Annotated in this window: 35 protein-coding genes; 25 read left to right on the forward strand and 10 right to left on the reverse strand. The window is 57.3% G+C overall.

Annotation, left to right across the window (positions count from 1 at the left end; genetic code table 11):
* Positions 1-187: 187 nt before the first annotated feature.
* From ACQZ63_RS21660 to ACQZ63_RS21670, 3 genes are all read left to right on the forward strand, one after another.
* Complete coding sequence (locus ACQZ63_RS21660) at positions 188-418, forward strand: hypothetical protein (protein WP_173998562.1); 231 nt, start codon at positions 188-190, stop codon at positions 416-418.
* Positions 415-750, forward strand: a complete 336-nt coding sequence (locus ACQZ63_RS21665; protein ID WP_173998564.1) for a methyltransferase domain-containing protein — start codon at positions 415-417, stop codon at positions 748-750. Before ACQZ63_RS21660 ends, ACQZ63_RS21665 begins: the two co-directional genes overlap by 4 nt.
* Before the next feature lie 156 nt (positions 751-906).
* Entirely contained in the window at positions 907-1,431 is a 525-nt protein-coding gene (locus ACQZ63_RS21670; RefSeq protein ID WP_173998566.1) for a sigma-70 family RNA polymerase sigma factor, read from the forward strand.
* A gap of 3 nt (positions 1,432-1,434) precedes the next feature.
* Here the strand turns inward: ACQZ63_RS21670 and treZ are convergent, their stop codons facing one another.
* Positions 1,435-3,222, reverse strand: coding sequence for a malto-oligosyltrehalose trehalohydrolase (gene treZ, locus ACQZ63_RS21675; RefSeq protein WP_173998568.1), 1,788 nt, complete (start codon positions 3,220-3,222; stop codon positions 1,435-1,437).
* 190 nt (positions 3,223-3,412) lie between these two features.
* On the opposite strand from treZ, the gene ACQZ63_RS21680 reads away from it, so the two are divergent.
* A complete protein-coding gene (locus ACQZ63_RS21680; RefSeq protein WP_127966697.1) occupies positions 3,413-3,625 on the forward strand; it encodes a hypothetical protein in 213 nt (70 codons plus the stop codon).
* 17 nt (positions 3,626-3,642) lie between these two features.
* Here ACQZ63_RS21680 and glgA read toward each other — a convergent pair whose 3' ends face one another.
* The 5 genes from glgA to ACQZ63_RS21705 form a co-directional block, all read right to left on the reverse strand.
* Positions 3,643-5,157, reverse strand: coding sequence for a glycogen synthase GlgA (gene glgA / locus ACQZ63_RS21685; RefSeq protein ID WP_173998570.1), 1,515 nt, complete (start codon positions 5,155-5,157; stop codon positions 3,643-3,645).
* 383 nt (positions 5,158-5,540) lie between these two features.
* Positions 5,541-6,155: a cysteine hydrolase family protein gene (locus ACQZ63_RS21690; protein ID WP_127966699.1), complete on the reverse strand. Its 615-nt coding sequence runs from the start codon at positions 6,153-6,155 to the stop codon at positions 5,541-5,543.
* An 89-nt stretch (positions 6,156-6,244) separates the two neighbouring features.
* The gene (locus tag ACQZ63_RS21695; RefSeq protein ID WP_127966700.1) at positions 6,245-6,472 is read right to left on the reverse strand and encodes a hypothetical protein; all 228 of its coding nucleotides are present in this window, start codon (positions 6,470-6,472) and stop codon (positions 6,245-6,247) included.
* 152 nt (positions 6,473-6,624) lie between these two features.
* Positions 6,625-7,347 (reverse strand): Crp/Fnr family transcriptional regulator, encoded by a 723-nt coding sequence (locus ACQZ63_RS21700; protein WP_336510317.1) that lies wholly within the window; start codon positions 7,345-7,347, stop codon positions 6,625-6,627.
* 51 nt (positions 7,348-7,398) lie between these two features.
* Entirely contained in the window at positions 7,399-7,758 is a 360-nt protein-coding gene (locus ACQZ63_RS21705) for a hypothetical protein (RefSeq protein ID WP_127966702.1), read from the reverse strand.
* Positions 7,759-7,962: 204 nt separating this feature from the next.
* On the opposite strand from ACQZ63_RS21705, the gene ACQZ63_RS21710 reads away from it, so the two are divergent.
* From ACQZ63_RS21710 to ACQZ63_RS21725, 4 genes are all read left to right on the forward strand, one after another.
* The gene (locus ACQZ63_RS21710; protein WP_127966703.1) at positions 7,963-8,463 is read left to right on the forward strand and encodes a YciE/YciF ferroxidase family protein; all 501 of its coding nucleotides are present in this window, start codon (positions 7,963-7,965) and stop codon (positions 8,461-8,463) included.
* Positions 8,464-8,560: 97 nt separating this feature from the next.
* Entirely contained in the window at positions 8,561-8,899 is a 339-nt protein-coding gene (locus ACQZ63_RS21715; protein WP_127966704.1) for a DUF982 domain-containing protein, read from the forward strand.
* A gap of 34 nt (positions 8,900-8,933) precedes the next feature.
* Positions 8,934-9,158, forward strand: a complete 225-nt coding sequence (locus ACQZ63_RS21720) for a hypothetical protein (protein ID WP_127966705.1) — start codon at positions 8,934-8,936, stop codon at positions 9,156-9,158.
* 19 nt (positions 9,159-9,177) lie between these two features.
* On the forward strand, positions 9,178-9,324 hold the full coding sequence (locus tag ACQZ63_RS21725; RefSeq protein WP_164876684.1) for a hypothetical protein: 147 nt from the start codon (positions 9,178-9,180) through the stop codon (positions 9,322-9,324).
* A gap of 76 nt (positions 9,325-9,400) precedes the next feature.
* Here ACQZ63_RS21725 and ACQZ63_RS21730 read toward each other — a convergent pair whose 3' ends face one another.
* Positions 9,401-9,739, reverse strand: a complete 339-nt coding sequence (locus ACQZ63_RS21730; protein WP_127966706.1) for a hypothetical protein — start codon at positions 9,737-9,739, stop codon at positions 9,401-9,403.
* 27 nt (positions 9,740-9,766) lie between these two features.
* Entirely contained in the window at positions 9,767-10,276 is a 510-nt protein-coding gene (locus ACQZ63_RS21735; RefSeq protein ID WP_127966707.1) for a uracil-DNA glycosylase family protein, read from the reverse strand.
* A gap of 237 nt (positions 10,277-10,513) precedes the next feature.
* Here ACQZ63_RS21735 and ACQZ63_RS21740 point away from each other — a divergent pair, with 237 nt between their 5' ends.
* Positions 10,514-11,287 carry a Crp/Fnr family transcriptional regulator gene (locus ACQZ63_RS21740; protein ID WP_173998572.1) on the forward strand — a complete coding sequence of 258 codons (774 nt, stop codon included), beginning with the start codon at positions 10,514-10,516 and terminating at the stop codon, positions 11,285-11,287.
* On the opposite strand, the gene ACQZ63_RS21745 is transcribed toward ACQZ63_RS21740, so the two are convergent.
* On the reverse strand, positions 11,243-11,482 hold the full coding sequence (locus ACQZ63_RS21745) for a DUF6894 family protein (RefSeq protein ID WP_127966709.1): 240 nt from the start codon (positions 11,480-11,482) through the stop codon (positions 11,243-11,245). The two genes, ACQZ63_RS21740 and ACQZ63_RS21745, sit on opposite strands and share 45 nt — an antisense overlap.
* A 326-nt stretch (positions 11,483-11,808) precedes the next feature.
* Here ACQZ63_RS21745 and ACQZ63_RS21750 point away from each other — a divergent pair, with 326 nt between their 5' ends.
* The 4 genes from ACQZ63_RS21750 (at position 11,809) to ACQZ63_RS21765 (ending at position 13,726) form a co-directional block, all read left to right on the forward strand.
* A complete protein-coding gene (locus ACQZ63_RS21750) occupies positions 11,809-12,012 on the forward strand; it encodes a hypothetical protein (RefSeq protein ID WP_127966737.1) in 204 nt (67 codons plus the stop codon).
* A gap of 43 nt (positions 12,013-12,055) precedes the next feature.
* On the forward strand, positions 12,056-12,244 hold the full coding sequence (locus ACQZ63_RS21755) for a hypothetical protein (protein WP_127966735.1): 189 nt from the start codon (positions 12,056-12,058) through the stop codon (positions 12,242-12,244).
* A 181-nt stretch (positions 12,245-12,425) separates the two neighbouring features.
* A complete protein-coding gene (locus ACQZ63_RS21760; protein ID WP_336510318.1) occupies positions 12,426-12,581 on the forward strand; it encodes a GMC oxidoreductase in 156 nt (51 codons plus the stop codon).
* A gap of 287 nt (positions 12,582-12,868) precedes the next feature.
* Positions 12,869-13,726, forward strand: coding sequence for an SDR family oxidoreductase (locus ACQZ63_RS21765; RefSeq protein WP_127966731.1), 858 nt, complete (start codon positions 12,869-12,871; stop codon positions 13,724-13,726).
* Between the two features lie 699 nt (positions 13,727-14,425).
* On the opposite strand, the gene ACQZ63_RS21770 is transcribed toward ACQZ63_RS21765, so the two are convergent.
* On the reverse strand, positions 14,426-14,788 hold the full coding sequence (locus ACQZ63_RS21770) for a transcriptional regulator (protein ID WP_127966729.1): 363 nt from the start codon (positions 14,786-14,788) through the stop codon (positions 14,426-14,428).
* 93 nt (positions 14,789-14,881) lie between these two features.
* Here ACQZ63_RS21770 and ACQZ63_RS21775 point away from each other — a divergent pair, with 93 nt between their 5' ends.
* Genes ACQZ63_RS21775 through virB10 form a run of 12 tightly spaced genes read left to right on the forward strand, consistent with a single transcriptional unit; the run spans position 14,882 to position 24,009 of the window.
* Positions 14,882-15,421: a hypothetical protein gene (locus ACQZ63_RS21775; protein WP_065703132.1), complete on the forward strand. Its 540-nt coding sequence runs from the start codon at positions 14,882-14,884 to the stop codon at positions 15,419-15,421.
* 1 nt (position 15,422) lies between these two features.
* Positions 15,423-16,112 (forward strand): lysozyme family protein, encoded by a 690-nt coding sequence (locus ACQZ63_RS21780; protein ID WP_035200926.1) that lies wholly within the window; start codon positions 15,423-15,425, stop codon positions 16,110-16,112.
* Positions 16,109-16,408: a TrbC/VirB2 family protein gene (locus ACQZ63_RS21785; RefSeq protein WP_035200925.1), complete on the forward strand. Its 300-nt coding sequence runs from the start codon at positions 16,109-16,111 to the stop codon at positions 16,406-16,408. The genes ACQZ63_RS21780 and ACQZ63_RS21785 overlap by 4 nt, the downstream gene beginning before the upstream one ends.
* 2 nt (positions 16,409-16,410) lie before the next feature.
* Entirely contained in the window at positions 16,411-16,752 is a 342-nt protein-coding gene (locus tag ACQZ63_RS21790; RefSeq protein ID WP_013637408.1) for a VirB3 family type IV secretion system protein, read from the forward strand.
* Positions 16,745-19,126: a VirB4 family type IV secretion/conjugal transfer ATPase gene (locus ACQZ63_RS21795; protein ID WP_013637409.1), complete on the forward strand. Its 2,382-nt coding sequence runs from the start codon at positions 16,745-16,747 to the stop codon at positions 19,124-19,126. Before ACQZ63_RS21790 ends, ACQZ63_RS21795 begins: the two co-directional genes overlap by 8 nt.
* Positions 19,126-19,824: a P-type DNA transfer protein VirB5 gene (gene virB5, locus ACQZ63_RS21800; RefSeq protein WP_173998574.1), complete on the forward strand. Its 699-nt coding sequence runs from the start codon at positions 19,126-19,128 to the stop codon at positions 19,822-19,824. The genes ACQZ63_RS21795 and virB5 overlap by 1 nt, the downstream gene beginning before the upstream one ends.
* Positions 19,821-20,054 carry an EexN family lipoprotein gene (locus tag ACQZ63_RS21805; protein WP_173998575.1) on the forward strand — a complete coding sequence of 78 codons (234 nt, stop codon included), beginning with the start codon at positions 19,821-19,823 and terminating at the stop codon, positions 20,052-20,054. The genes virB5 and ACQZ63_RS21805 overlap by 4 nt, the downstream gene beginning before the upstream one ends.
* 4 nt (positions 20,055-20,058) lie before the next feature.
* Positions 20,059-20,994 (forward strand): TrbL/VirB6 family protein, encoded by a 936-nt coding sequence (locus ACQZ63_RS21810; RefSeq protein ID WP_013637412.1) that lies wholly within the window; start codon positions 20,059-20,061, stop codon positions 20,992-20,994.
* A gap of 35 nt (positions 20,995-21,029) precedes the next feature.
* On the forward strand, positions 21,030-21,296 hold the full coding sequence (locus ACQZ63_RS21815; RefSeq protein ID WP_025591470.1) for a hypothetical protein: 267 nt from the start codon (positions 21,030-21,032) through the stop codon (positions 21,294-21,296).
* Between the two features lie 3 nt (positions 21,297-21,299).
* Entirely contained in the window at positions 21,300-21,971 is a 672-nt protein-coding gene (locus tag ACQZ63_RS21820; RefSeq protein WP_173998577.1) for a VirB8 family type IV secretion system protein, read from the forward strand.
* Positions 21,968-22,822, forward strand: coding sequence for a P-type conjugative transfer protein VirB9 (gene virB9, locus ACQZ63_RS21825; RefSeq protein WP_019565728.1), 855 nt, complete (start codon positions 21,968-21,970; stop codon positions 22,820-22,822). The genes ACQZ63_RS21820 and virB9 overlap by 4 nt, the downstream gene beginning before the upstream one ends.
* Before the next feature lie 14 nt (positions 22,823-22,836).
* Positions 22,837-24,009: a type IV secretion system protein VirB10 gene (gene virB10 / locus ACQZ63_RS21830; protein ID WP_112153473.1), complete on the forward strand. Its 1,173-nt coding sequence runs from the start codon at positions 22,837-22,839 to the stop codon at positions 24,007-24,009.
* Positions 24,010-24,011 lie beyond the last annotated feature (2 nt).

Genomic DNA, 24,011 nt, shown 5'->3' on the forward strand with positions numbered 1-24,011 from the left:
CTGATAGCGAGGAGAGCCGGCAGGACCGGGAGCAGGCGAAAAGGAATGCGGAGCGCATGGCTCGGTACCGATACGGACTGGACCCGAACGACGATGAAGGGCGTGAGCGCAAACGGGCGAATGACGATCACGGCCGGAGAGGCGGAAGGAACACCCAATTTGTTGAACGCTGACAAGGGAGAGGCGAATGAGCGAGGACGGGGCCTGCGCCGTCAGCGCCAACTTTAAAACAACAACAACAACGACAAAAAAAGCATGCCGCTTCTGGGCGCCGGTGTACGACCATATCTACGGGCTTTTCCTGAAACGCGCTCAGGCCGAGCTGGCTCTGCGCGTTGCAGATGCAGGTTCCGACATTCTGGATATTGGCGTGGGAACAGGGCTGGTGCTACCGCTTTATCCGCCTGTTAGCAGGTGACCGATATCGACATCTCAGAAGAGATACTCGTAAAGGCGAAAGCAAAAATTGCCGAGGGCGCGCTTCTGCATGTGAAAGAATCACATGTCATGGACGCATGCGACATGGCGTTCCCGGATGCCTCCTTCGACGTGGTTTCGCTTCCCTTCGTCATTCCTCTCATTCCCGATGCTGACCGGCTCCTGTCCGAATGCGCGCGTTCTGAGATCGCGCGGCGAAATCACCATCGTCAGCAAGATAACCACCAGCGAAGGCGCCATGCGCCGTGTCGAGCAGCTGGTCTCGCCGCTGGTGCAAAATATCGGACTGAGCTCGGCTTTTCGTCTCGTTGAAAACAGGCCAATTTCTCCTGCTGGGCATTTCCGCCTGCTGCAACTTACCGCCCGTGAGCGCCTGCAGGGCGGCGCTGCATTGTACGCTTGCGTACGGCAACCAAGCTGCCGCTGGGCCATTCCTTCCTGTGAAGGACAACAACATGGACAAGGAAAATGGCCAACGATGCTCTGACTGAACAGTCCGGCAGCGCTCTCAGCGAGGCGCAACTGGAGACGTTACGCGCCGGTATCGCTGATCTTGCGCCAGCGTTGGCGGCGTTTGCTCGCCGTTTCGTAAGAAATGATGAGGATGTTGAAGATCTCGTCCAGGAAACCATGCTCAGGGGACTGCGCTCCCTGCATCGTTTCACTCCCGGCACTGCTCTCAAATCATGGTTGTTCACGATATTGCGAAATACATTCTGTACACGATACAAGGTGGCGAGACGCGAATGTATCGGCCTGCCCGTCGGTATAGAACAGACAATGTCCATCCCTGCGAGCCAAGAGTGGCGGATGGAACATGAGGAAGTCATGTCCGCCATCCGTGATCTAGACGCCGATCAGAAAACCGCTCTCATGCTTGTCGCTGGCGGAACGAGCTATGCGGATGCCGCCTCCATCTGCGGCTGCAGGGTTGGCACCATAAAAAGCCGCGTCAACCGGGCGAGGGAGTCCCTGAGACGCAACTTGTACTGATACTCACCCGGCAACCGCAAACAACGCGCTGTAGCTGCAGGTTTTTCCCGTCGTGATATCGATGCTGCCGTGCAGGTGGAAGATTTCTCCTTCCGCGGCCGGCAGTTCGATTGCTGCACCGGACAGATTGGCCCGCATTTGCAACCGCCCGGCACTGAACCTCCAGTCGGTCGCCAGCGCTTGCGGCGGACAATCCAGCGCGACGCCCTTCTCAAATGCGGAGCCGAGCAAAGGCCACACAAACTGACGGCGCTTGGAAAGCACAGCTGTCATTGCCGCGCTCCTGCGTTTTCCGTTCTTTTGGCGCGCAGAGCGCCAGTCCAATGTCGAAAGGGCCTGTGTCCGTTGGTCGTTAGGGTCTTTCACCAGTCGGGCGGCGTTAGCTGGAAGACTTCCCTGGAACATCTCAGCCTGTATCAGGCGCCGCTTTATCTCTTCGTCCCGATCCTCTTCCGGATGGTCGGAAAAAAAATAGAACGGTTGCGCAGATCCGTGATCGTCACCCATGAACATCAACGGGGTTTGCGGACAAAGCAGAAGAAGACACTCCAGCACATCGAAAAGTTCGGGCGTGATCAAGGCGCGCAGACGTTCACCACACAGCCGGTTTCCAGCCTGATCGTGGTTGTGGAGGAAATTCACGAATGTCTGCGGCGGCAGGTGGTCACTCCGCTCACCGCTCTTTTCGAAGTTCTTCGAAGGGCGTGAATCACCCTGATAGACGAAACCGGTCGCCAATGAACGGCGAAGCCTGTCGTGCGGCTCGAAGGCGAAGTCGCCATAGATGCCGCCGTCTTCCCGCGTCGTGATGACGTGAACGACGTGATGAAAGTCATCGTTCCATTGAGCGTCGATCAGGGCGGGGGCGTTGCCCGCGGGTGTCATCGGCGCCACCGCGTTTCTTGCGTCTTCTATGACGAGATGCACATGTCTGCCTGTTATCGAATTTCGGACGGTTCGCGCCAGCTCTGTCAGGAAGTCGACTTCTGCGTCGCCACCGGCGAGGTGGTCGGCGGCATCGATCCGCAATCCGTCGAAACGATAGGTTTGAAGCCAGTACAATGCGTTTTGCAGGAAGAATGAACGCACTTCGGCTCTGTTGAAATCCGGTGCCGGTCCCCACGGGGTTCCATCTTCTTTGACGAAATCGGGCGCATAGGTCTGGAGAACGTTCCCTCCGGGGCCAAAATGGTTATAGACGACATCGAGTAAAACCATCATGCCGCAGCCATGTGCGGCGTCTATGAAGGCCTTGAGATCGTCTGGCGATCCATAGTTTCGCTGGGGCGCAAATTGCAGCACACCGTCGTAACCCCAGCCGCGATCTCCCTGAAACGAGGCGAGCGGCATCAGTTCGATGGCGGTGATGCCGATTTTGGCCAGCCGTTCCAGCTTTTCCGCGGCTGCCTGAAAGGTGCCTTCCACCGTGAACGTTCCGATGTGAATTTCGTATATAACCGCCTCGTGCCAAGGGCGACCGTTCCACCGGTCGTTTTTCCACGCAAAGCTGTGATCAACAACCATTGAGGGACCGGTGACCCCCTGTTGCTGCCGATGGGAGGAGGGGTCCGGCACCTCACGTCCTTGCGGAAGACGAAAGTAATAGGGATCACCGTCTTGCACATTCGGCGCTTTCGCCTCGTACCAGCCGCCACCCTCGTGCCGCATCTCGAGCTCGGCACCCTTCAGTATAAGTGTCGGCGTTTCGGGGGCGGGCACCCATATCCTGAAGCTTGCACCTCCCGAGCCATCGAATTTTACGCCCCACTCACGGTGCGTCGTTGCATTCATCAACCCGACCTCCAATCAGCCTCATGGACTTCCTAACCGGGTGGCCGACGCACGGTTCCGCTTTGTGCGACGGGAATGCATAGTTGCAGGAACAAATCAATTTTCCGGTGGTTTCTGACGAGCAAGCCGATTTGCCAAGATGCAAAGTCGCTCGAAAAAGTAGCGTAAATATCAGCAAAGAGATGACCATATGACACAGGAAGCGGACCCTACCGAGTTCTTCAACGTCGCGACGGACGACGAATTGTTTCACAAGATGTGTGAGCTTGAGGTGCAGAGCGAAAAAGACGGGTTGGGTGAAGTTGCTGCGCTGGTGGAATTGACAGCCACAGAAATCGAGAACCGTTTTCCCGGCCAGTTGCTCGCTCCTTACGTGCGCTGGAAACATGACCGGCTGTTATGACGCGGAACGTCTGGAGGTTATTGCCTGGCCAGCCGCCTCTCAATCCGAATTTTTGCAAATGCTTCGGGCCTGATTGCCGACAAGGTCGGGGTTTCCCGGACTTTCTTGCCGACAAGCTCTTTGAAAAGCGCCAGATATTGAGCAGCGCTTTTCTCCCAGGAGAAATTGGCGCGCATCGCTTGCGCCTGAAGCCGCTTGAACAGCTCTCTATTTTTATACGCGGCGATTGCACGGTGCAACGCCGACCGCAGATCGTCGGTGTTTGCCGGTTCGAACTGGAAGCCAGTGGCGACTCCGGCGTCTATCGCGGCGTCATTGGCGTCGATGATCGTCTCGGCCAATCCGCCGGTGCGGCTGACGATCGGCAGTGCGCCATATCTTAACGCGTAAAGCTGGGTAAGTCCGCACGGTTCGAACCGCGATGGCTGGATGATGAAGTCCGATCCCGCATGAATCATGTGCGCCAGGCGTTCGTCATAACCGATCTGGGCGCATACCATTTCAGGATAGCTCTTGGACAAGGCACGAAGGGCATCTTCCAGCCGCGCGTCTCCCTCACCGTGGACGATCAGCCTGCCTTTTCGGGCGAGGATGAACGGTACCATTTCGGGCAACAGATCGACCCCTTTTTGCCAGGTCAAGCGGCTTACGACACCGAATACCGGACCTTGTGTCGGAGCGAGGCCGAGAGCCTCTAGTAAGCCGTATTTGTTCAGGCGCCGCCTGGTGATTGCGGTCGATGTAAAATTTGCCAGAATGCTCGGATCGGTTGCAGGGTTCCAGACGTCCTGATCAACGCCGTTGACAATGCCTTTTACACGTTCGCTCCGCATGCCGAGGACGCCGTGCATTCCCATGCCCGCTTCCGGGGTCAGGATCTCCCTCGCGTAGGTCGGGCTAACCGTGGTGATGGCGGATGCCGTTGTCAGGCCCCCCTTCAGAAACGACATGTCACCATAATATTCGAGGCAATCAACCGTGCAGAGGTGTTCCGGGAGTTCGAGTATCCTTGCTCGCGCCAGCGGATATTGTCCCTGGAAAGCAAGGTTGTGAACAGTGATGACGGCCGGCACCTCGCCCGGAGCTTCTTCCGCGAGATAGACACAGGTCAAAGCCGTGTGCCAGTCGTGGACATGAACCATATCGGGCTTCCACCCGGAAACGGATCTCAGCGCAATTTCCGCAGCGACCTTCGACAGGACAGCGAACCTGAGGTCGTTGTCAGGAAAGGGACACTCCTTTTCCCCATAAGGGTTCCCGTCTCTGTCGAACAGTTCCGGCGCGTCGAGCAGCAGCAGATTCTTCCGGTCGGCGATAACGGAAAATACCGAAACGGCTTTGCCCAAAATGGTGGAGGAGAAACATGGCTGGTGGTCAACGACAAGCGGACGCAACTTGCGATACAGAGGCAGCAGCGTGCGAACTTCCGCCCCCTGTTTCGCAAGGGCATCCGGCAGAGCTCCTGTTGCGTCGGCCAACCCGCCGGTTTTGACGAAAGGGAACATTTCAGCCGTGACGGCAAGAATCTGCATAAAGGCCTCCGAGAAAGCATGCGTTCTCAGTGTCCAGGCGGCTGTACCTGCCTGAAATGACGGGGCGCGCCCGAGACACGCTACCTGTCCTGTTGGTGCCCCTGATGTGTCGTGTTTATTTCTATGTTAGCCTGGCGACCCGTGCGGGTAGACGTTTTTGTGTCTTTTGCGGAAGAAGTCTCTTCGGCGTTCAGGCGCTCCGTGCCACCAGGACCCTCGGGGCTCTGGTTCTCTTTCGGAATGGGCAGCGTTTTTCTGGTCATTTTTGAACCTCGTTCGGCGTGGTGCAGATCATTTCCTTCAAACGCGCCGAACCCGGCTGTCACGTGATTGTTCCGATGCCGGCCACTCTATTCCGTGCTTTTCCGAGGCCTTCTGCATCTTCAGACGCTAAGCAGGAGTTCTTCGCGCCGGTCCAGCCAGTCCAGGGTAAAGACCAGCCTCAGCTGTGAGGCAAAGCGACCTCGGAGGACTGTAAGCGACGCATCATGTGTCGTATCGCGCGCACTGCAGAGCGCATCCTCCAGCAGGAAGATGCGGTATCCCAAATCCACGGCACCAAGAACCGTCGCCAGCACACAGACATCCGTCTCTCCTCCCGAGATAACAAGGGTGCCGACCCCTTGCCCCGCAAGTGTCCGGTGCAGCCGGCCGTCCGTCCAGGGCGAATAGGTCGTTTTCAAGAACTCCTGCGCAGGTGGTACGTAGCCGGCAAACTCGGAAACGATCTCTGTCATTTCCGGACGAAGGTGCTCGCCCGTCATCATCCACCATTTTTCATAATAACGCCCCCACCGCCCCGCTGCGGCATCCACATCTGGAGGAGGGATAAAGCGGGTGAAAACCGTCCTTTCAGGCGAGTTCTCCACCACGCACCCGACGTTATCGATGATGCGCGGCATCCAGTCGACATGCCATGGCGTTTCCTCGGCAAACATGCGCTGCATGTCTATACAGAGATGACACCACTGTAGGAAGGTGCGTTCATGGGAGATCATTGCAATGTCCGGATGGTCTCGACTGCAGACTCTGGAAATATGTCAGCAAACAATCCGGTCCTGCGAAAGTTCCGCCTGCCTGCCGGAAGTCACCCGACTCGCAACTTCGTTCTGAAGTACAAGGTGGAAAGGCGCTCGAGCTTACCGGGATCGACAACACCGCGATCGTACATCTTCAATACGTAACGCGCGACCTCATCAACGCGCAGATAGGGGTCCTGCTCCGTTGACAAGACGCCATCATAAGCTGCCTTGACGATGTTGATATCGTCATCCAGAAAAATACCGGAACTCTGGAATGCGCGGTTTACGGACATTGCACCTCCTTGGCGGATGCTGCGCATGCGCCGGGAAAAGGGGACATGTCCATTTTATACCTAAACGACGGAAGGTAAATGTTCGCAAGCGTACCGTCAGGGTTTATTCTTAAACCGGCGCGGCGTTCATCCTTCCCTTTCGCCGAGGCTCGCTACACCGAAGGGCTGACATCGCTCGTCTGCGACTTGGTCTCGTCGAGAAAGCGCGCAAACACCCGCATGCTTTCCGCTTCGGGCAAGCCGTACAAGTCCCGGGCGTAGACTTCGAGCGCCTCGCGGTTCCTCACGGTGATCTTTGCTCTTTCGGAGCGAATAAACCGCTGACTTTCGAGGATGTGCAGGGCATCGGTCACACTCGGTCGCCGGACCGCCAGCATCATCGAAAGGAAATCATGGGTCAGTTGAAGCTGATCTCCCTTCACGCGGTCGTGACACATCAGCAGCCAACGCGCCAGACGCTGACTCACTGTGCACGTGGCATTTGCCGCAGCAGTGCACTCCACCTGCGTTCTTGATACGTGCAGGGCACACATCAGGATGTCGGAAAAGATACGATGTCTCGCGCTCAGGGCGTGGAAAGATTGCAAATCCAACGCCAGAGCCCTGCCGGGAGCCTGAACGACCACCTCGGTAAAGCTCGTCTCGGCGCCAGCAAGGACACCGGCCGGCACGAAACCCTCTTTGCCGACAATGCCCGCTTCGGTTCTGCGACCCGATTTGGAGACCACAACGATCGATGCGATGCCCGAGGAGGGGAAAAACACGCGCTCGATACGCATGCCCGCCGAGACAAGCTTTTCGCCCAGCGCCAGCTTCACAGGCGTGCAGGCTGTCAGGATCTCTCGCCCGATCTCTTCGTCAAGCAGAGAAAGCACAAAGTTTGCTTCTCCTTCGTTGCTCCGCTCCGGCATAACACTTACCTCGCTTCAGTGTCTTGGTCCTCCTCCTTGCGCCAACAAAGCGGAAACAATGTTTTCGATATCCTCCGAACGTCCGGACAGGACGAAAGGTCCCGGTTCGCTGTCCACCACGAGCCATGGCACGAAAAACAGGTAGGGAATGGCCTTTCCTTCCAGCTCATCCGTCACGCGCAGCATAATTTCAGCCTCGTAACGAACGTCGATAATCGCAGCAGCAAATCTGAAGGTGTCTTCGTTACCAATGGCGTCGGCCGGGTAGGGGCCCTCGAGGCCGATCCGGGCCCGGGACCAAGCCTGTCCGATTTCCGGTGTAATGGTGTCGGCCGCGCCGATGACGACGACAGTCAGACGTTTGGTAGTCTGCATGCCTTACTCCTCACATGCCCCATCGATGCGTGTGTCCATTCCCCATCATCCTACTATAATGTCAAATAAAGCGATTTCAGTACTGTCTGGACCCGATTTCATCACATAAGCGCGATCTTGGCGGATCAACACGTTTTCTCACCGTCGCCCGGAACAATTGCCGGCCCCCGCAGTTCGGGTCGCCATTCTAACAGGGAGATATTCATGGCTACTCAAAAAACACTAGACGATCTGTTCGTGGATGGTCTCAAGGACATCTACTATGCCGAAAAACAGATCCTCCGCGCCCTTCCCAAAATGGCGCGCGCTGCGCAGCTTGACGAGGCGAAGCAGGGTTTTCTGCATCACCGCGATGAGACGCAGGGCCATATCGAACGGCTTGAGCAGGTATTCGAAATCATCGGCAAGAATGCGCGCGGCAAGATCTGCGAAGCCATTCAGGGCATTATCGCCGAGGCCGAAGAAATCATCGAAGCCTTCAAGGATTCTCCGGCACTTGATGCGGGCCTGATCGCTTCCGCACAAGCCGTTGAACACTACGAGATCGCGCGGTACGGCACTCTGGTGGCATGGGCGGGCCAGCTGGGTATCAACGAAGGGGTCCCTCTGCTGCAGGCGAACCTGGATGAAGAAACGGCGACCGACAAAAAGCTGACGAAGCTGGCCAAAATGGTCGCGAACCCGAAGAGCCAGAAAGCCGCCTGACGGGGCAACGCAGCCGCCTCCGCCTCCGCTTTTGGGGGCGGATATCCAGCGTTGGAAGGGTATACCGACCTCTCGACACGGTGGCGGTTTCACGATCATGGAGGAGATCATGACAACAATTCCGCTGCTCGGCGCACCACCCCTCGAAATTTTCTTGGGCGGTCGAAGCTGCATTGTCGTTGATATGGATGAGGCAGTTCGTTTGCTGGAGGATGAGTGGCCGGAAAAGGCGGGCGTGCATTACACCAGAGCGTTGAGGAGTTGCCGTCTGGCAATGTTGAGAAACGGGTCTGCTGCGGTCGCGCGGGAACATCTGATTGCGGCATGTCTCGAGTCGGGCATTCCGCATGAGATCTCTTCCTCTTTCGAAGCAGATCAGCTTCCGCTGTTTGCCGGGCAGGCGACTGGAAAAAAGAGAACCGAACCTCGCGTGTAAGCTTCACAGCAAACGGAGAAAGCAAGAGGACAGGATGGCTGAACGACGCGAGAGCATCAGGCCCGAGCAGGACCTCAATCGCCCCGTCAACGAAGAGCTCGATTCCAAATTCTCGCCGGTTGGCGTGGATGACGGCGCTTTCCGCGATCGGAAGCGTACATGGAAAAGGATGATTGCCTACGTCGTGGTCATCTTCGTGGTGGCTGTCGTGATCGCTGCTTCTTTTCTTCTGGGCACGCATCCAGGCCGCGTATCCTGATGGATAAGGGAGAAATCGTATGAGCGAACGCACGGATGAAAAATCGATCTATTGGATGATTGTCGGCGCGGATACCACTACGAATCTAGGAGTTGCGCGATTGCTGGGTGCCATTCTCGCGCTAATCGTTGTGGCCAGCGTTCTCCTGTGGCTGCTGGCTGACTGATCCTTCCCTCTGGTGCCTGCCACCCGGCAAGCCGCGTCGGGCGGAGGTTTCCATTGTGATTCCGGAGTTCGCCGGCTCAAAGTTTCCAAGTGGCCAGCTCACGGCCTTCGGGCGAAACCGGGATGTTTATTTCACCACCTTTGCACTTCAAGGGGATGTCCACCTGGTACGGCACTGCTATGGTTAAGTTGAGCGCGTTGGCGTTGCGGCGCGATACCGCGCTATCTGTCGGCATAACGTCGGTGCTGGCGCGGGAAGATGCCGCTTCGTCCGTCAAGACGAACTCACCGTGCTGCGCATTCATCGCGGTGACAGCCAGATAGCGGCTAGGATAGACACCTTTTATGACGCTGCCGGCCAGCACAGCCCAGCCGTTTTCGTGCGGCACGATTTCAAATTCAGTGTTCTTGTTCATCGTGATCATCCTCCCTTTGGGAATCACCTAACCACGATTGAAAAAGCTTGTTCCCGGCGGAAGGAAGGATAGCAATCGGCGCACGCTATTCTCGCCTGCAAGGACGTCCGTTATTTTGCGCAGATCCTTGACGAAGACCTGCCGTTCCTCTTGCGCGTCTTCGCGGTCGGGAAGACGCAGCAAATCAGAGGGATGAATGGTGACCAGAAGACTTTTTCCGCCCGGCGTACCTGACAGATTTCCCCGCTCCCTCGTCACGAATGATGCGTGGTCTGTCAGGGCATAAAACGCCGTCGCACCCATGGCGACGGTCAATTGCGGGTCGCGCACCTGCAGTTCCGCCACCAGCCGCCAGGCGCAGCGCTTCACCGGTGTTGGGCCAGCATGCAATCTACGCTTGCCCCTTTGTTCGAATTTGAAGTGCTTAACGGCATTGGTTGCGTAATGTTGGGAGCGGTCGACACCCGCCGCCTGCAGGCAGACGTCGAGCAGCAGCAGAAGCAGCAGCCCGACCGGGCGTACGAAAGGATCGCCTATGGACCACGACCGAACGGGCGAGTACCGTTACCAGAACGAGATCGGCAAGCTATTTGATAGTTAACTCCCCGAGATTGACGGTGCCGCCGGGGTTCGACTGCACGTCCAGGAGGGGCAATCCTGACATTGTTGTCAGTTGGTACGGTAACGTACATAGCATTTTCTTGCAATCTCCAGCTGCTAACCTGCCGGTCGGGTTGGTGCTGTATAACCAGGGAGCGAGCAAGACGAACCGTCATGCCTGAATCGAATATCTTCGTGCGCAACCGATTATTGAAAGCCGTCGGTGGCAGAGGCTTCCTCCGGCTTGCCGCTCGTATGGAGGCGATCGAATTACCGGTGGGACATCGGCTCGTTTCTGCCAATACGCCGATTTCTCACGTCTGTTTCATAGAAACCGGTCTTGCCTCTTCCATGGCTCGCACTGACGGCGGTAAAACCATGGAAAACATGTCTGTGGGACACGAGGGCGCGACGGGATGCTCCGCACTATTGGGGGCCGAAACAACTCCGGACGAGACGACGATGTGCGTTGCCGGCAAAGGTTTCATTATTACGGCCGCCGACCTCAGGCAAGAGATGGAGCACGACACCCGCCTGCGCGACCTGTTGCTGGGATATATCAATGTCTGTCTGTTGCAGGTCGGACAACTCGTTCTTGCCAACGGGCATTATACCCTGCGGGAGAGGCTCTCCCGGTGGCTGTTGATGTGTCACGGCCGGCTCGAGACCGACGATTTGCCGATTACCCACGAGTTTTTGTCGTCCGTGCTCGGCGTGCGCAGACCGGGAATTACCAACGAACTGCATATTCTTGAGGGAATGCATGCTATCAGGGCCACCCGCGGAAATGTCCGTATCATCAACCGCCGAGTGCTCGAGGAAACAGCCGGCACGATTTACGGTGTCCCGGAGAGGGAATATGAAAAACTGACAGCGCGTTTGCGGCCGGACCTTTCCGTGCCGTCAGTACTTTCTGTCGAGAGCATCCGCGAACGGCACCACCTTTAGAAGTTCGTGGGCTGAATCGCGAATGACTATGCATCCTTGTGAAATATCGCGCCCCTGAAGGACCGCTTCACTCATCAGTTCACGCGCGTCCTTGCGCGCCTCCTCTATAGCCTGGTCGAGCGAGACGAGTTCGCTGCCTTCGTCGTCGTCAAGAACATGTTGGCCACTGACTATGCTAAAGAAAAACCTTGGCATCTAAGTGTCCCCTTTCCAGCCGCTCGACAAGTTCGGAAATGCTCATATTTGTCGCACGTAAATGGATGAGCGCATTCGAGAAATTGCAGGGACGAGCGCTTCAGGTAATCCCGCTGTTGTTTGTACGCGATGCGGGAGACGCAGTCTGGCTCTTCAGGTTTGTCCGTCATCGTTTTGTCTGCCAAAATTGTTGTTGGTCAAGATCGCCTAACTGCGGCGGGGCAAAATTGTTTCGAAAAGTTCCCGCCAGCGGTTTACCGCGGTTTAAGGAACATTACCCTGGCAAAACAGTTGGGGCCGACCGAGAGGGTAACCAGGAGGAAACAATGGCCAACAATTCACCAAGAGACGGCGCGCCCGGAACCACGGAGCAGTCTCCGCGCTGGGAAGGCCCCGCTGAAAACCGGCCGCGCGGCTACATGAAGGCCAAGGACGATCCCGACCACGACAGGGACGCCGTGGGAGAAAACCTGCGCGACCCCAGGAAAAAACGCGCGTCCGATGCGATGAAAACAAAGGATGACCAATAGATGGGACGTGATTGTCCCGCCAGCCAGACGGCAGGAGGAAGAGATGTCGACCTCGACGAAGACACCGGCCAGCATCCGCCAGGGCGGACCCGGCGCTTCACATGAAAACGCCAAGGCCCCGCTGGAGATCAAGAAGCCACCGGCGGATACCGATAATCGGTCGAAGAGCAAGGTTTCCGGAGGTGGAGGTGAACGCGACAGCCGCCACACGCATGATCCAGGGAGGAAGTGACACTCCGTTTTTGGAGAAATCCATCTTGTGCTTGATCGGTGGCTACGGATGAACAAGCTGGGAAAGCGCGATTTCATGCATTCAGTCGGGGATCGCCAGCAGGCTCTTCGCGACCAGGCGTATGACGGCTTTTATCAGATCGGTTTGGCCCGGGTGGCCACATCAGTCGACGCAAGGGGTGGTGGATGCCGACTGCAAGGTTCACGGCTTCTCCTATCTCTACGTCGCCGGCAGCTGCGTGTTCCCGACAGGTGGACATGCCAATCCCACCTTGCCTGCCGTCGCACTCGCCATGCGACTGGCCGACCACCTCGCGGGAAAGTACGGACGCAGATAAAAATGCCCGCCCTGGGAACTCCCCCGCCGTCGGCGAGTTCGGTCACTGCGGCCTTCGCGGTTCGCGCATGATGATGAGAATAGGAGTAAAACGCGACCGCAGATCAAGGTGGTGAAAAGCATTTCAGCTTCCACGGGCATCCAACCGCGCCGATAAAATAGCAGAAGTGGGCCATACCGGCAGGTAAATGCTCGCCAGCAGAACCACAGGAACTCCTGATCAGAGATGCAGCCGCGCGGCGCCGCGGGGATCTGTTTTCAACGACCGACAAGACAGGGAAAAGACCGATGTTTGATTACCCGCAGCCGCCGTTTCGCGAGCAACAACAGGAAATTCCGGGCCGCACCCACAAAATGGTGCCGGTACCTGATCATGGCGAAAAGACATATGTCGGCTCCGGACGGTTGGAAGGGAAAAAGGCGATCATCACGGGGGGCGATAGCGGCATCGGCCGAGCTGTCGCCATCGCCTACGCGCGCGAGGGCGCCGATATCTTGATTTCCTATTTGGAGGAACACGAAGATGCCGAAGAAACCAAAGGTTTGATTGAAGAGGCGGGTCGCAAGGCGGTACTGGTCGCAGGGGACATAAGGTCGTCTTCCCTCTGCCGCCAGATCATCGAGAAAGCCCGTGCCGAACTTGGGGGCATTGATATACTAGTAAACAATGCTGCCCATCAAAACACTTTCAATGAGATAGAAGACATTAGCGACGACGAATGGGAAATGACTTTCGCTGTTAATATTCATGCGATGTTCTATCTCACAAAGGCGGCAATCCCCCACATGAAACCCGGCTCTGCAATTATCAATACGGCATCCGTCAATTCGGATAGCCCGAATCCCACGCTGATTGCCTATGCGACAACAAAAGGTGCCATCCAGAATTTTACCGCGGGTCTTGCACAGTTGCTGGCAGAAAAAGGCATCCGTGCCAATGCCGTTGCGCCAGGTCCTATCTGGACGCCGCTTATACCATCGACTATGCCTGCAGAAAAAGTGGCGCATTTTGGTAAACAGGTGCCAATGAGACGACCGGGACAGCCTGCGGAACTGGCAAGTGCCTATGTGATGCTGGCAGATCCCATGTCTAGTTACGTCTCCGGCGCCACAATAGCGGTCACGGGCGGTAAGCCGATTATCTGAGTGGGGGCAGAAGGCGCAGATGACGTCGATGTTCAACTCATAATCCGCGCGACCGAACGATGTGAGGCAGCGGTCGGCACCATGGCTTTGCCATGGCTCGAGCATGCAAAGTTTTAGACCGTTTCATCAATGATCGAGGTCGGATACTGTTCGAGGCGCGTCCGGCTGCGCGATCTGGTGCGGCGACCAATCGTGCACGTTCCGCTCGATCACGGCTGCCTCATAGCCGAAATGCGTGCCAGTTTCCGAAGCTTGGCACCAGGTTCGCTCACCATTGAGCGATGCCGGCCGAGTTTCTCGCAGTGACCTCGATACTTAGCTCGACCATCCTCCGGCAGACGATTTTCCGTTCATCGATGGCGATATGGGAGCGGGTGCGTTCCCCTTGCGAGTGACACCGCATGGGTATGATTTGCAAGTCGCGGTTCAATCTTAAAACCACCTGGTTCGGCTTCAGATCAACTCGAACTCTGTCGCCAGTGGCCTTCGCTGTTTCCGGCGCTTGCGCCAACGACCTCTCCGACGCAGATTCTGAAATGATCAAAGCTGGCCTTCTGCTTGCAATCCCTGTGCACGAGGGAAAACCGGTTTGATTCCAGCCAGTGCTGGCCATGTGCAAGGGGCAGGGCAACGACATACCGGCCCAGTAATCGAAAACGGCTTCCCGGTTAGAAATTGTATAAAATCTGCTTGGTAAAATCAGAAATTTCCGGCCGCAGCGGCAGCGCCAAGTGCCGCAAAAACCTGCGGGGAAAACTCAAACTGTCGAGCTGTTCCTCGTCCCATTGAGTTTCTTCCAAGCGTTTCCGTAAGGATTCCGCGCCGGACCAAGAGTTCTATGGTTTCGACCACTCCACCACGCGTCATTCCAGTGATCTCTATTATATTTGAGAGTGTTAGCTTCTGATGCGCCTGGTGCATCAGATAGAGAATATTCATCATGCCGATCTGTTTGATGCGCGACTGCGCCGATTCACCGTCGATCGGCTTCTCCAGGATTTCGCGCACCGCAAATACGGACAAGGCCTGACTCTGCCATCTTTCACTTAAATTGCTTGCCATCGTTTTAACTATCTATTATTTGCATAGTCAAATAGTTGAGACGAGTCGCCGTTCAGTTGAGGCGGACATTTAGGAAGACGGAGAGTAGGGGGCATGAAGGGCCTTTTCTTTCGAATGATCATAGCAGCGTCAGGGTTCGTTTCACTCTATACCATTTCGGAGCGAAGCGCTCGTGCCGACGAATGGGGGTGCCAGGTTATCCTGTGCTTATCCAATCCCGGCGGTCCGACCCAGTATGGCGAATGCAGGCCGCCCGTCGAGAAGCTTTGGAGGTGGTTGGCAAAAGGGCGTTCGTTTCCAACTTGCGCGGGCGTGGGTTTTCAGACCTCTCGCCCTCTTTACGAACCATATTACTGCAACGCCGGCTACCGCTTATTTGCTGGCTACGGTCCCAGCGGACGTGACGCGACGTGCATTTCCACGTCGCTGCAGGCCGTGAGCGATGACTTTTGCCAGCGAGATCGAGACGGTGGCGATCCGAACAAAGGCTCAGTCACGTCACCGAGGTGGCAAAGGGTAGACGGGCGATACCAATGCCTGGCCAAAACCGTGGCGCGACCCCTGGTCCGCGAGAAACCTCGATATGTCGATGTGACGATTGAGGGCGTCGGCACGCAGAGGGTGTGGTTCTGACATGCCCGTTGTCTTCTCAGATCTTGCGCAGACCTGCGCACCCTTCGTTGCATCGGAGGCTCTTGCGGGTGTGGTCAGCCCCGAAAGCCGGTGCGCTCCGTTCACCATCAGGATCAACAGCCGTGCACCGCTCGGGCGGCAACCTGCGACCAAGGCCGATGTAATCGAAGTCGCCGCATCCTCGGAGGCAACATGCCATGACATACACATTGGTCCCGACGGGGTCGGGCCGGAAGAACTGTGGAGATTGAACCTCTCGATACCAGCCGCTTTCGCTCGCTGCCTTAACCTGAAGGCTCCAGCGACGCCATCCGACGGCTATTGCTGCCTCTCGGTGAAGGAGGGTGCTGACAGTCCCAGGGCCGAGCAGGTGCTGCAATCCTGCTATGGACGTGACGATCCGTCGGTCGGGGGCGTGGTCAACTATGGCGATCAGGTTCGCCGCGAAATCGAACGGCTCGGACCGACAGTGGCTCGATTTACAATCGGCGACACGGGAAAAGGGTTGCAGACAAACGTGTCGGCGAATTCTTCCCAAGCAGACGTCGTTGCCGAAGTGGTGGCGGAAAACACTCCGGGGGAAGCACACGCGATCTCGGCGGCGTCCGCGTGGGACGTCTTCAAGACCCGAAGCCGTTCATCCGTCCTGGTGTTTCAAGACAATCAATTGGAATTGGAGCAGAGTGAATGATAATTAGTTCCCGGATCAGACCCGTCGTCGCCTCGTCCGTCATGGCTGCCGCCATTATAGTGACGATGGTTGAGCCCGCCTTCGCGCAAGCCGCCGGCATCGAAACCGTCCTGCAGAACATCGTCGACATGTTGACGGGAAACATTGCTAAGCTTCTCGCCGTGATTGCGGTCATCGTCATCTGCATCGCCTGGATGTTTGGTTACATGGACCTGAGGCGAGCGGGCTTCTGGATCATCGGAATTGGCGGCATCTTTGGCGCCACCGAACTCGTCAACACCATCGTCGGAGCCTGAAGATGGTGGGCGGACAAACGGTTCTCGAAGAAGACACACTCTTCATCGCGTGTACGCGTCCCGCGATGATTGCCGGTGTCACGATGGAGGCGATGGGCTTCAACATCATGGTCACGACGATCCTCTACATCGTCGCCGGATCTATCGCCTACGCGTTCGTCGGCATCGTTTTCCATCTCATCTTCAAAGCGCTCGTCAAGCACGATCACAACATGTTCCGCATCCTGCTCGCCTGGGTCGAGACACGCGGCCGTTCACGCAACGGTGCCTATTGGGGCGGGGCAACACTTTCCCCTCTGAGGCTGACACGCCGCTTCGACGAAAGGGATATTGGAATTGCCTGACATCGCCACCCTTAGATCACGCGAACTCACGCCAGAGGCTTTTATCCCTTACGTGCGGCACATCGACGAGACGACAATCGCGCTCGAGTCCCGGACACTCATGGTCATGGTCGCGCTCGCAGGCGTATCGTTCGAAACTGCTGATCTGCTCGACATCAACGCGCTCCATCGCGACCTCAACACGCTCTATCGAAATATTGCCGATGAGCGGCTCGCGATCTGGACCCATCTCATTCGGCGCAGGGACAGCGACTATCCGGGCGGAACGTTCGCAACGCCATTCTCCGCCTCGCTCAACGAGAAATACCGGGAACGCATGGCGCGCGAGCACCTTTTCCGCAACGATCTCTATCTGACCGTCCTTTGGTCGCCAGCGCGTGGCCCTGCAGACAAGGCGGGGAAGCTGCTGTCGTACCTTCGACGGTCAAAACGACTCGATATGGAGCTGGATGAAGAGGCTCTGAAACAGCTTAAGGACAAGGTCGTCAACGTAGTGGCGGGCTTGAGGCGCTTTGAGCCAAGGGTCCTTTCTCTTTACGAACAGGAAGGCATGCTCTTCTCTGAACCGAGCGAGGTGCTACACCAGCTCGTCGGCGGGAGGCGCGAGCGTGTGCCGCTTACCGAAGGTCGCGTCGCCTCGGCAATTTACTCTGATCGCGTAATCATAGGTCGGGAAACGATCGAGATCCGGCATGAGGCAGAAAGCCGCTTTGCCGGCATGCTGAGCTTCAAGGAATATCCAGCCCGCACCAGGACAGGCATGCTGGACGGAGTTCTAAACAGTCCGTTTGAGCTCATTCTCTCACAGTCGTTCTGCTTTGTGTCGAAGGCGGACGCTCGCGTCATCATGGGGCGTAAGCAAAACCAGTTGGTGAGCAGCGGCGACAAGGCGGCTTCGCAAATCGATGAACTTGACGATGCGATGGACGACCTGGAGTCCAACCGCTTCGTGATCGGCGAGCATCACCTGACACTCTCCGTCTTTGCGACCACGTTAAAGGAATTGACCGACAATCTGGCAAAGGTTCGCGCCAGCCTGACCAATGGCGGGGCTGTCGTTGCGCGCGAGGATCTTGGTCTCGAAGCGGCATGGTGGGCGCAACTTCCGGGCAATTTTCGTTACCGCGCGCGCTCAGGCGCGATCAGCTCGAAGAATTTCGCAGCATTGTCACCGTTCCATTCCTATCCGATCGGACAGAAGGACGGCAATGAGTGGGGACCCGCCGTCGCCCTGCTCAAGACCGCTTCAGGCTCGCCCTACTACTTCAATCTCCATTATGGCGATCTGGGCAACACCTTCATGTGCGGTCCGTCGGGAGCGGGCAAAACCGTGATTGTCAATTTCATGCTGTCACAGCTCGAGAAACACGACCCGCACGTGGTGTTCTTCGACAAGGATCGCGGCGCGGACCTTTATGTTCGCGCCGCCGGAGGCACCTACCTGCCGCTGAAGAACGGGGTCCCCACCGGCTGCGCTCCCTTAAAGGCCCTCAACCTGACGCCGGAGAACAAGGTGTTCCTGGCGCGCTGGATCGGCAAGCTTGTGGGTTCAGGGGCGCGGGAACTGACTGTCACCGAACTTCGCGACATCTCCGGCGCGATCGACGGCCTTGCCGACCTGCCCGCTGAGCGACGGACAATAGGGGCGCTGCGGGCTTTCCTCAACAATACGGATCCGGAAGGTATCGCGGCGAGGCTCCGCCGGTGGGAGGAGGGAGGGCCGCTCGGCTGGGTCTTCGACAATGTCATCGAAGATATCGGATTTGGGGATTTCGGCGGATCAGGGAAGTTCATCGGCTACGACATGACCGACTTCCTCGACAACGAGGAAATTCGCACACCGCTGATGGCCTATCTCTTCCATCGCGTCGAGCAGATGATCGATGGCCGCCGGATCATCATCGTCATCGACGAATTCTGGAAGGCGCTACAGGACGAGGGGTTCCGCGATCTTGCGCAAAACAAGCTGAAGACCATCCGCAAACAAAATGGGTTGATGCTGTTTGCCACGCAAAGCCCGCGCGACGCGCTGAACTCGCCAATCGCGCACACGATCATCGAGCAATGCCCGACACAGATCTTCCTGCCCAACTCGCGCGGCAACCATGCCGACTATGTCGATGGATTCAAGCTCACCGAGCGCGAATACGAATTGATAGCGCGCGAGCTTTCCGTTGAAAGCCGGAGGTTCGTGTTGAAGCAAGGACACAACAGCGTCGTTGCCGAGCTCGATCTCAACGGCTTCGATGACGAGCTCGCCATCCTCTCCGGCCGGACCGCCAATGTCGAACTTCTCGACGCGATCCGCGCGGAGGTTGGAGACGACGTCGAGAACTGGCTTCCCATTTTCCAACAGCGAAGGAGTGCTAGCTGATGACTTCCTATCGACTTCATGGCGTACTGCTCAGCGCGGTGCTCATGCTTGCCGCTGAAGGCGCGTCAGGGCAGGGGATTCCTGTCAACGATCAGGCTGCGATTGCCAAGCAGATCGAGAGCATCGCGCAGCTCAAGTCGCAACTCGACGCGCTCAATGAGCAGATCGGCCAGGCTCGGCAGCTTTATGGCTCGCTCAACAAGCTGACCGATATGGCGGATGTCGCCGAGGTTCTCAACGATCCGGCGATCCGCAAGGCGCTTCCCTCCGACTTCGCTGCCATCAAGGGATTGCTCAAAGGCAACGGTACCGGCGTGTTCGGTGATTCCGCCTCAAGGTTTCTGGAAGGTAACTCGACCTACCGCACTGACGCCGATGATTTCTACGCTCAGGAATTGTCCCGGCTTCAGAAGAAGAATGCCGGGCAAATGAGCCTTGGTGAGCAAATCTACGATGCCGCGACCAAGCGCATCAACGGGATTGATCAGCTGCGGGGAAAGATTTCCACGGCTGGCGACGCCAAAGAGATTGCCGACCTGCAGGCTCGGCTGCAGGCCGAACAGGCATTTCTTCAGACCGACGTCCTGCGGATGGAGGGGCTGAGGATGGTGCAGCAGGCGCAGAACCAGGTCGACGAACAGCGCAAGGCGGAGGACTGGCGCCAACGGATGGACAATATGAAGGCGGCGCTGCAGTGAAGTGCACCCTCATCGTCCTTTCCCTGGTGCTCTTGTCGGCTTGTTCGCAAGAGGCGGAGCGAACTCATACGGTGGACGAGTTCGTCGCCGACACCGAATTGCTGTCCCGTACGATTACCGAGTGCCGCAACAACCCGGGTGCATTGCGCCAGATGCCCAATTGCCAGAACGCGGAAGCGGCCGAGGTTAAGCTCCGGCTCCAGAACATGCGCAAGGCATTGGGAGGCTGACCAAATGTACCAGGTGTTTGAGTTTATCGACGGTCAGTTCAAGCGGCCGTTGGAGACTTTCGTCTCGGATGGGACGTCGAACATAGCAGAATGGGTCGCTGGTCCGTTGACGGTGGCAGTGACCCTCTACGTCGTCCTCTACGGCTATCTCATCCTTCGGGGCTCGGTCCAGGAACCTATCCTTGACTTCGCCTTCCGCGCGATGAAGCTCGCGATCATAGTGATGCTGGTGAAGAACGCCGGCGAATATCAGACCTATGTCACAAACATCTTCTTCGATGTTTTGCCACGCGAGATCGCTCAGGCGCTGAATGCAGGTACGGCGCCGAGTGCCAGCACCTTTGACAGTCTGCTCGACAAGGGCCAGGCCTCTGCGACCGATATCTGGACCAGGGCTTCCTGGCCGATTGACATCGTCACAGGTGTGGGCGGCATCATGGTGATCGGCGTCAGCTTTCTGGTGGCGGGGATCGGTTATGTTGTTTCCCTTTATGCACGGTTGGCGCTGGCGATCGTCCTGGCGATCGGGCCGATTTTCATTGCGCTTGCCATGTTTCAATCGACGCGCCGTTTTACCGAGTCCTGGATCGGGCAGCTCGCAAACTTCGTGATCCTTCAGGTCCTTGTCGTTGCCGTCGGTTCGCTTTTGATCTCCTGCCTGGACTCGAGCTTCACCGCAATCGACAGCTACAGCGACGTCCTTATGCGCCCTATTGCTTTTTGTGCCATCGGGATAGCTGCCCTGTACATATTCTACCAGCTACCTGGCATTGCATCGGCGCTGGCGTCTGGCGGCGCCTCGCTGGTCTATGGTTACACGACCGCACGCGATGCGCATGAAGGCATGCTGGCCAGAGCAGCCTCCCACACCGGCCGGATGATCGGTCGCGGTGCTCGGTTTGCTCGCCGCGCCTTCGGATCAAGAAATGCCGGCGTATGACACCCAGTCCAGAACATTAGATAAAGGCCTGCTGAATGATTAAGCCTGCCCTGTTGATCGTCTTTTCAGCCACGCTTGTCGGCTGCGCTTCGATGACCTACCCATTGCCGAACTGCGACGGCTATTCGCGCCGCCCATTGAACCGCTCGATGTGGGACTGGGAGGGCGGCAGCAAGCTGAAACAGCAGCAATCCAACACGAGTTCGTCCACGTCCCTCACACCTTTCGTAAAAGAGGCCAGCGAGACTTCCGCTTTTGCGCATCTGGACATCGACGGTTCCTATCGCCGTTGTGAGGGATGAAACATGGTGACGACAGATAATCTCAAGAGCTACTTCGACAAAGCACGTCGTTTCGACCAGGACCGGATGATCCAGGTCGAGCGATCGAACAGGATTGCCTGGTCGATCGCCATAGTTTCAGGCATTGTCGCCGCTGTAGCCGTCTTCGCGGTCGCGTGTCTCACACCCCTCAAGACGGTTGAACCCTTTGTGGTGCGCGTCGACAATTCGACCGGCATTGTCGACGTCGTGTCAGCGCTGACATCGACGGCTGGCACCTACGATGAGGCGGTGACGAAATATTTCGCTGCAAAATATGTCCGGGCCCGCGAGGGTTACGTCTGGAGTGAAGCACAGGAAAATTTCCGCACCATCGCCCTCTTGTCGACGCAAGCGGAGCAAACGCGTTTCGCGGCCCTCTACCGTGGCAGCAACCCGCAATCGCCCCAGAATAATTATGGTCGCGGGGCTACAGCAAGGATCGATATCGCTTCAATCTCCCTCATCAATCAGAATGTCGTTTCCGTACGCTACATGCGAACCATCACGCGTGGCGAGGAAGTACGAACGACCCATTGGGTTGCGTCGATCACCTATTCCTACGCGAACGCTCCGATGTCCTCGACGGACCGGCTCGTAAACCCGCTCGGCTTCGTCGTCAGCGAGTATCGCGCTGATCCGGAGGAGGTGAGATGATGCGCATCCCTCGAATTCCTGCACTCATCGTGACCCTTTCGATGTCGCCGGCGTTTGCGCTTGAGATACCCCGAGGTGCCTCGCAAGACAGTCGTGTCCGGTTCGTGAACTACCAACCCTACAACATCACGCGGGTGGTCGGCACTCTGCGGTCATCCGTACAGGTCGAGTTCGCGGCGGACGAGGAAATCGCCCATGTCGCGCTCGGCAATAGCGTCGCCTGGGAAGTTGCGCCGGCCGGCAACATCCTGTTCCTGAAGCCACGCGAGAGCCAGCCGGTGACGAATATTTCCGTGGTTACGACGCGCAGGGATGGCTCGACCCGCAGCTACCAGATGGAACTGACGGCGCGCGATGGCTCCGTAGAGGCTGGCCAAAACACCTACTTCTACGTGAAGTACAGGTATCCAGGCGATGACGCCGAGCTTCGCCGCCAGCAGGCAGCGTCGAGGGCTCTCGCGGCCCAGGCGAAGGACGCCGACAATGTGCTGGCGCTTCACGAAGCCTATGGCCCTCGAAACTGGCGCTATTCTTCTCAGGGATCGCAGGCACTGGAGCCGCAAAGCGTCTACGACAACGGCAAGATTACAACGTTTGCCTTTGTGGGTAACCAGGAAATGCCCGCAATCTATATGGAGAACTCCGACGGCTCCGAAAGCCTTGTTCCGAAGTCGGTCGATGGAGATCTGGTGATGGTGCACGCGATCAGCCGCAAGTTCATCCTGCGTCGGGGCAAGGATGTGCTCTGCGTCTTCAACGAAGCCTACGACCGCGTCGGTATCAATCCTGACACCAACACAACGTCTCCTTCGGTGGAGCGCGTCGTGAAGCGCGATGTTACCGGGCGATAGGGAAGGGAACAGTCATGGCTCAGGAAGACGAGGATCGCATCCCCGGAGAGCGTGCCGAAACCGTCACCAGTCGTCAGATCGACAACAGCCCTCTCTTGAAACGCGGCGCTGTTGCCATTGCGATCATCGCGTTTGTCAGCTTCGCGCTTTGGTCGACGACGGGAAAGAAGGGAAGGGATGAAAATCTTCAGCCCGAACGGATCATTATTCGCCAGACGACCCCCTTCGAGGCCGCAAAAGAGAAAGTTGAACCGGACCAGGCGCTCCCTGAAGTAAAATTGCCAACGCCTCTCGTCGAACCGGTCATTGAAGAGCAGGATAAGCTGCTCGATTCCGCCCGCCGCGCGCCCGTGATGGCCTTCAGTGGAGGGCAGAGGAATCGGAAAGAGTTGAGGGAAAGCGACAGCTCTTATCCTTCCGACAACAGCAATTTCGTGCCGCTCGACAACAATATGTCTGTTCAGAACCAGCAAAACAATGAGCAGCATCGTTTCGATGGCCTGCTGCGGCCAACGCGGCTTGAAGGCTCAAGGGCCGGTACACTCGGAAACCGCAATTTCATCGTCGCGATGGGAACGACCATTCCCTGCGTTCTTGAAACCGCGTTAGCATCCGACCAGCCGGGATTTACCACTTGTGTGATCAACCGCGATGTTCTCTCTGACAATGGCAGGGTGGTCTTGATGGAAAAGGGCACGCAGGTTGTCGGCGAATATCGTGGAGGGCTTCAACGCGGGCAAAAGCGCCTGTTCATTCTCTGGAATCGCGCGAAAACGCCGAAGGGCGTTATCGTCACTCTCGCATCACCAGCAACCGACGCACTGGGTCGTGCCGGTGTCGACGGCCATGTCGACACCCATTGGTGGGAGCGGTTCGGCAGCGCTCTTCTGCTTTCCATTGTCGGGGACGCGACGAACTATGCAAGCAGTCGGCTGCAGGACAGCGATGTCGACGCGCAAAAAACAACGAGTGCCAGTCAACAGGCGGCCGCCATCGCGGTCGAGCAGTCCATCAATATCCCGCCGACACTCAATAAGCACCAAGGTGAACCGGTTTCGATCTTTGTCGCTCGCGATCTCGACTTTTCCGGCATCTACGGTCTTCGGGTGACCGAACCCAGAAACCGCGTTTTCGATCGTGCAGTCCTGGGGGATTTCGCGCCACGATCGACGCTCCTAACGAAATAGAG

This window comes from Agrobacterium sp. CG160-95 (genome assembly GCF_053521725.1).